Here is a 7057-nt window from a genome sequence, read left to right on the forward strand (position 1 = left end):
CTCCCTCCCCGCCCGCGCGCAAAGCGACCGCATGATCGCGACCGCCGCCACCCCGCCCGTACTCGCCGCCCTGCTGGCGCGACCGGTACCGGCTGTGATGGGCATTCTCAACGTCACCCCGGACTCGTTCTCGGATGGCGGGAATTTCAACGCCCCCGAGCGCGCGCTGGCGCATGCCCGCGCGATGATCGCCGCCGGCGCGGACATCATCGATGTCGGCGCCGAATCCACCCGCCCCTATGGATCCCGGCCCGTCTCGGCGGATGAGGAATGGCAGCGCCTCGCACCGGTGCTTCCCGATGTGGTCACGCTCGGCGTGCCGCTCTCCATCGACAGCATGAAGGCCTCCGTGACGGCGCGTGCACTGGAAGCCGGTGTTGCCATAGCCAATGACGTCTGGGGCCTGCAGCGCGATCCCGACATGGCCCGCGTGGTCGCCGAACACGGCGCGCCTGTGGTCGTCATGCACAACCGCGACGAGGTCGATCCATCCATCGACATCATGGCTGATATCGTCGCCTTCTTCGCACGCACGCTGGAGATTGCCGCGAAAGCCGGCATTCCCGAGAGCCACCTCATCCTCGACCCCGGCATTGGCTTCGGCAAGACGCCGGAGCAGAACCTGATCGCGCTCGCCCGCGGCGACGAACTCGCCCACTTCGGCCTCCCGGTACTGGTCGGCGCGAGCCGCAAGAAATTCATCTCCACCATCGTGCCGTCCGAACCGCTGCAGCGGCTTGGCGGCTCGCTCGCCGCCCACTTGATCGCTGTCCAGCGCGGCGCAAAGATCATTCGCGCCCATGACGTGGCCGAAACCGTCCAGGCCCTGCGCGTCGCAGCCGCCATCGAGGAATTCCGATGACTGACATGATCTTCATCAAGGGCGTTTCGGTGCACGCCCATCACGGCGTGCTCGATTATGAAGGCGTGGTCGGCCAGCGCTTCATCATCGATCTCGAACTCGACACCGATATCGATCTCGCTTCGCGCAGCGATCGTCTCGCCGACACTGTTTCCTATGCCGATGTGGTCGCCACCGCGGTGGCTGCGTTCAAGGATACCAATTACAAGCTGCTCGAGCGCGCCGCCGGCGCCGTTGCCGACGCCATCCTCGCGAAATTCGCCAGGATCAGCGCGGTGAAGATCACCGTGCACAAGCCGCACGCACCGATCGCCGCGATCTTCGACGATGTCGGCGTGGTGCTGCGCCGCTCGCGGGCATAAGCGATGGCCAGTGTCCTGATTGCGCTCGGCGGCAATGTCGGCGATGTCCGCACCACCTTCCGAAAAGCCATCAGCAACATCTGCGGCATGACCCAAGCCGGCCTCGTCGCCCGCTCGTCGGATTACGAGACGCCACCGGTGGGCGACATCCCGCAGGACAATTTCATCAATGCGGTGATCGAAATTGATACCGATCTCGATCCGCATGCATTACTGTTCACCCTGCACAAGATCGAGCATAAATTCGGCCGCAACCGCGCCGCCGAGGGCCATTGGGGTCCGCGCCCGCTGGATCTCGACATGATTGCCTATGACGACGTGGTGATGCTGAAACCGGAACTGGTGCTGCCGCATCCCGGCGCCACCCAGCGCGCCTTCGTGCTGGTGCCGCTCGTCGAGATCGCCCCGGACCGGGTGATCGCTGGCAAGACGGTGACCGAGCATCTGGCGAAGCTCTCGACCGATGGCATCGTGAGGCTGCCGGATCTGGACTGAACGCCGGCCTCTGCTCACCTGAGTTGCCGCGGCTACCCCGGAACCCGCCAGATCTGGAAACTCCACGCCCCATTTCCGCGCATCCCCATGCTGCAACGGGCATTGGCAACCCCTTCGTCCCATGGCATTTTCCGGCCAAATACGAACTCATGCCGGGAGTGAACCGTTTCACATGTCGACTGCGACTGAGGACATCAGGCTGGCCGCCGATTTTGCGCCTGCGACCCATGACGACTGGCGCAAGCTCGTCGACGGCGTACTGAAAGGCGCGCCGTTCGAGAAGCTGATCGGCAAGACCTATGACGGCATCGCCATCCAGCCGATCTATGAGCGCGCTGCCAATGCCGCACCGATCGCCGGCCGCGCCGCTGCCGCGCCGTGGCAGATCCTCCAGCGCATCGATCACCCGGATGCGGCGAAGTCGAACCGCCAGGCCCTGCACGATCTCGAAAACGGCGCCACCGGCCTGACGCTGGTGTTCGAAGGCGCCAATGGCGCCCGCGGCTTCGGCCTCGTCGCGTCCGAAGACACCATCGCGACGCTGTTCGACGGCATCTATCTCGATGCCGGAATCGGCATCGAATTGCAGGCCGGCCCGCAATCGCGCATGGCCGGGACCTGGCTCGCGGACTACATCAAGGCCAAGGGCATCGATCCCGCCAAATGCGATATTCGCTTCGGCATCGACCCCATCGGTGCCACCGCCGTGTGGGGCACCAGCGCCTATAACTGGTGGGAGATGGCGCCCGCCGTCACCGACACGATCAAGAAGCTCGCCGACCAGGGTTTCAAGGGCCCGTTCGCCTTCGCCGATGGCCGCATCATTCATGATGCCGGCGGCTCCGAGGTGCAGGAGCTGAGCTACACGCTCGCCACCATGCTGGCTTATCTGCGCGCGCTGGAAGAGCACAACGTCCCGCTCGAGACCGCGCGCGGCATGGTCTATGCGCGGCTTGCCGCCGATGCCGACCAGTTCATGACCATGGCAAAATTCCGCGCGCTGCGCCTGCTCTGGGCGCGTGTGGAGGAAAGCTGTGGCCTGAAGCCGAAGCCGCTCTTCATCGCCGCCGAAACCGCCTGGCGCATGATGACCCAGCGCGACGCCGCGGTGAACATGCTGCGCGCCACCATGGCGACCTTCTCTGCCGGTCTCGCCGGCGCCAATTCGATCACTGTATTGCCGCATACGCTGGCGCTCGGCCTGCCGGATTCCGGGGCCCGCCGCATCGCGCGCAACACGCAGCTGGTGCTGCTGGAAGAGTCCAACCTCGCCAAGGTCACCGATCCCGCCGCCGGTGCCGGCGGCATCGAAACGCTGACGCGCGAACTCTGCGATGCCGCCTGGGCGCAATTCCAGGAGATCGAGAAAGCCAGCGGCGTCTTCCACGCCCTCGGCAACAACCTGATCCAGCCCAAGGTCGCCGCGACCCGCAAGGCGCGCCAGGCCGCCGTCGCCAAGCGCCGCGATGTGCTGACCGGCGCCAGCGAGTTTCCCAACCTGCACGAGACCCGCGCCTCGGTGCTGAAGGTGAAGCCGATCCCCGGCAAGCCCTATGGCAAGGACAAGATCAAGTTCCCCGCGCTGGAGGCGATCCGCCTCGCCCAGCCTTTCGAGACGTTGCGCGACAAGTCGGATCACCTGCTCGCCCGCAAAGGCGCGCGACCGCAGGTGTTCCTTGCCAATCTCGGCACGCCCGCGGACTTCACTGCCCGCGCCACTTTCGCCAAGAGTTTCTTCGAAACCGGTGGCATCGAGGCCATCGACACCAATGGCTTCACCGATCCCGCCGCGCTGGCTGACGCCTTCAAGACCTCCGGCGCCGCGCTCGCCTGCATCTGTTCCTCGGACAAGCAGTTTCCGGCCCATGCCGCAGCGGCCGCGCAGGCCCTGCAAAAGGCCGGTGCAAAACATATCTATCTGGCAGGCCGCCCCGGCGATCTGGAGACCGACTTGCGTGCGGCCGGCGTGCAGGATTTCATCGTCGCCGGCGGCGATGCACTGGCGATGCTGGTGCAAGCCTACGCCCGGATGGAGTGAGCGATGACGGCAACGGCGAGCAAACCCATGCTGACCGGCGGCTGCCAATGTGGCGCAATCCGCTTTGCGGTGAGTGCTGCGCCGACACGGGTGAGCATCTGCCATTGCCGCATGTGCCAGAAGGCCAGCGGCTCGCCATTCGCCTCGCTTGCCGACATCCAGAAAGAGAATTTCGCCTGGACCCGTGGCCAGCCGTCGGCGTTCAAGTCCTCATCGATCGCCGAACGCGACTTCTGCGCCAAATGCGGCACGCCGCTGAGCTATCGCCGCATCGAGGGCCCGAACATCGAGATCATGACCGGCGCCTTCGATCGCCCGGACCGCGTGGTCCCGACCTCGCAATTCGGCAGCGAGAGCCGCCTCGGCTGGGTCGGCAATGTGTCGAACCTGCCGAGCAAGACGACGGCGCAGAATTACGGTGCGGAGAAGATGGCGAGCGTGTTCAGCTATCAGCATCCGGATCATGATTGAGATCGGAGAGCTATGATGCGCTTTGGGATCAATCTTCGTGGTGACCTTGCAAAGCTCAGTGATGAAGAGATTGGCGCAAAGTATGAAGCGTTGATCTCGGACATCGAGAGATTAGTTCAGTCGACTCGCGAAGGAGCCAGGCGAAAGCCATTTTACCTGGCTGCCATGGCTTCGTTTGGATGGCGTGGCCTGCTTCACGCACCAATCTTCTACAAGATGCAGGCCGTGGTCTTCGGATGCCTGCATGTCCTACAAGGAAATTCGTCGATCAACCGCAACGGCATAGAACTATATCTGCTGGATTGCGAGTTCAAAGATACCCGAGATGAAATCAAGCGTCGCGTTAGACGACGCCAATTGGCAGCTGCATGATGACCAAGATCCCGAATTTCGCCGACATCGCCTTCGCGCCAATCTCTCCGGCTGCGCCCGCGGGCCGCGCCGAGCCGTGGCTGACACCGGAAGGCATTCTGGTCAACCCGGCCTACAGCGAGGCCGATGTCAAAGGCATCGACTTCCTGAACACATGGCCCGGCGCAGCGCCGTTCCTGCGCGGCCCCTACCCGACCATGTATGTCAACCAGCCGTGGACGATCCGGCAATATGCCGGCTTCTCCACCGCGGAAGACAGCAACGCCTTCTATCGCCGCAATCTCGCTGCCGGCCAGAAGGGCCTGTCGGTCGCCTTCGATCTCGCCACCCATCGCGGCTATGACAGCGATCACCCGCGCGTCGCCGGCGACGTCGGCATGGCAGGTGTCGCCATCGACTCCATCTACGACATGCGCACGCTGTTTGCCGGCATCCCGCTCGACCAGATGAGCGTGTCGATGACCATGAACGGCGCAGTGCTGCCGATCCTCGCGCTCTATGTGGCCGCTGCCGAGGAGCAAGGCGTGCCGCCGGAGAAACTCACCGGAACGATTCAGAACGACATTCTGAAAGAGTTCATGGTGCGCAACACCTATATCTATCCGCCGGCGCCTTCGATGCGGATCATCTCCGACATCTTCGCCTACACCTCGCAGCGGATGCCGAAATACAATTCGATTTCGATTTCCGGCTATCACATGCAGGAAGCCGGCGCGACGCAGGATCTCGAACTTGCCTACACGCTGGCTGATGGCGTCGAATATCTGCGCGCCGGCATGGCCGCAGGCATCGATGTCGACAAGTTCGCGCCGCGGCTGTCGTTCTTCTGGGCGATCGGCATGAATTTCTTCATGGAAGTCGCCAAGATGCGCGCTGCGCGCCTCTTGTGGGCAAAACTGCTGACGCAGTTCAATCCGAAGGACCCGAAGTCACTGTCGCTGCGCACACATTCGCAAACCTCGGGCTGGTCGCTGACGGCGCAGGACGTGTTCAACAATGTGATGCGCACCACCGTCGAGGCGATGGCCGCGACGCAGGGTCATACCCAGTCGCTGCACACCAATGCGCTCGACGAAGCCCTGGCGCTGCCCACCGACTTCTCGGCCCGCATCGCGCGCAACACCCAACTGTTCATCCAGCAGGAAACCGGCACCACGCGCATCATCGATCCGTGGGGCGGCTCCTATTATGTCGAGCGCCTCACCCATGATCTCGCGGTCAAAGCCTGGGGCCACATCCAGGAAGTCGAGGCGCTCGGCGGCATGGCCAAGGCCATCGAGGCCGGCGTGCCGAAATTGCGCATTGAAGAAGCCTCTGCCAAGACCCAGGCCCGCATCGATGCCGGCCGGCAAGCGGTGATCGGCGTCAACAAATACAAGCCCGAGAGCGAGACGCCCATCGACGTGCTCAAGGTGGACAATTCCAATGTCCGCCGTTTGCAGATCGACAAGCTCAAGCGCCTGCGCGGCGAACGCAACCAGGCCGATGTCGACGCCGCCATCAACGCGCTGACGCGCAGCGCTCAGGAAGGCAATGGCAACCTGCTCGCCCTGGCTATCGACGCCGCACGGGCCAAGGCGACCGTCGGCGAAATCTCGGACGCGATGGAAAAAGTGTTCGGCCGCCACCGCGCCGAGATCAAGTCCATCACCGGCGTCTACAAGCGGGAAGCATCCAGCATGAACGACAATGTCGCCAAGGTTCAGGCGCTGATCGACGCCTTCGAGGACGCCGAGGGCCGCCGCCCGCGTATTCTCGTTGCCAAGATCGGCCAGGACGGCCACGACCGCGGCCAGAAGGTGATCGCCTCGGCCTTCGCCGATGTCGGCTTCGACGTCGATATCGGGCCGCTGTTCGCCACCGCCGATGAAGCTGCCCGTCAGGCCGTCGAGAACGACGTCCACATTCTCGGCCTATCCTCCCTCGCCGCCGCGCATCTCACCGCTGTGCCGGAGTTGAAAGAGGCGCTGAAGAAGCAGGGCCGCGAGGACATCATGATCATTATCGGCGGCGTCGTGCCTCCACAGGATTATGACGAGCTCTACAAGGCCGGCGCCGAGGCGATCTTCCCGCCGGGCACGGTGATCTCGGACGCCGCGGAAGAGCTGATCCACAAGCTCAATGCGAGACTGGGGCATAGCCAGGCGGCGGAGTAGCTGCAGCGTCACGGCACCTGTGATAGGATCACGGAATGACCGACGTGATCGACATCCCGCTGGAAGCGATCCTCGCAAAATTGCGAGCGCTCTCCCCTGCCATCAAGGCAGAGGGCGTGACGCGACTGGCAGTGTTCGGCTCGCGGGTCCGCGGCGACGCGCGGCCGGATAGCGATCTGGACATCCTCGTCGAGCATACACCGCGTGAGAACGGCCGATCCTCGTTCAATATATTCAACGTCATGAATCTGATCGAGGATGAGATCGGGGTGTGGCCCCATATCATGACCGATGGAGAACT

Annotated in this window: 8 protein-coding genes; all 8 read left to right on the top strand. The window is 63.7% G+C overall.

From position 1 onward, the window contains the following. Positions 1–31 precede the first annotated feature (31 nt). Positions 32–862: a dihydropteroate synthase gene (gene folP, locus ACIQ17_RS13585; protein WP_398469405.1), complete on the top strand. Its 831-nt coding sequence runs from the start codon at positions 32–34 to the stop codon at positions 860–862. Beyond that, complete coding sequence (folB, locus tag ACIQ17_RS13590) at positions 859–1224, top strand: dihydroneopterin aldolase (RefSeq protein WP_398469407.1); 366 nt, start codon at positions 859–861, stop codon at positions 1222–1224. The genes folP and folB overlap by 4 nt, the downstream gene beginning before the upstream one ends. Positions 1225–1227: 3 nt before the next feature. Next, positions 1228–1719 (top strand): 2-amino-4-hydroxy-6-hydroxymethyldihydropteridine diphosphokinase, encoded by a 492-nt coding sequence (gene folK, locus ACIQ17_RS13595; RefSeq protein ID WP_398469409.1) that lies wholly within the window; start codon positions 1228–1230, stop codon positions 1717–1719. Positions 1720–1891: 172 nt separating this feature from the next. Continuing rightward, a complete protein-coding gene (locus tag ACIQ17_RS13600; RefSeq protein ID WP_398469411.1) occupies positions 1892–3757 on the top strand; it encodes a methylmalonyl-CoA mutase family protein in 1866 nt (621 codons plus the stop codon). Positions 3758–3760: 3 nt separating this feature from the next. After that, positions 3761–4228 carry a GFA family protein gene (locus ACIQ17_RS13605; RefSeq protein ID WP_398469413.1) on the top strand — a complete coding sequence of 156 codons (468 nt, stop codon included), beginning with the start codon at positions 3761–3763 and terminating at the stop codon, positions 4226–4228. Between the two features lie 15 nt (positions 4229–4243). Beyond that, positions 4244–4600, top strand: coding sequence for a hypothetical protein (locus ACIQ17_RS13610; RefSeq protein WP_398469415.1), 357 nt, complete (start codon positions 4244–4246; stop codon positions 4598–4600). Next, a complete protein-coding gene (gene scpA, locus ACIQ17_RS13615; RefSeq protein ID WP_398469417.1) occupies positions 4600–6756 on the top strand; it encodes a methylmalonyl-CoA mutase in 2157 nt (718 codons plus the stop codon). The genes ACIQ17_RS13610 and scpA overlap by 1 nt, the downstream gene beginning before the upstream one ends. 35 nt (positions 6757–6791) lie before the next feature. Next, positions 6792–7057: nucleotidyltransferase family protein (locus tag ACIQ17_RS13620; protein WP_398469419.1), on the top strand; the 266-nt coding region annotated here is incomplete at its 3' end.

This window comes from Tardiphaga sp., assembly GCF_044340795.1.
Taxonomy (GTDB): Bacteria; Pseudomonadota; Alphaproteobacteria; order Rhizobiales; family Xanthobacteraceae; genus Tardiphaga.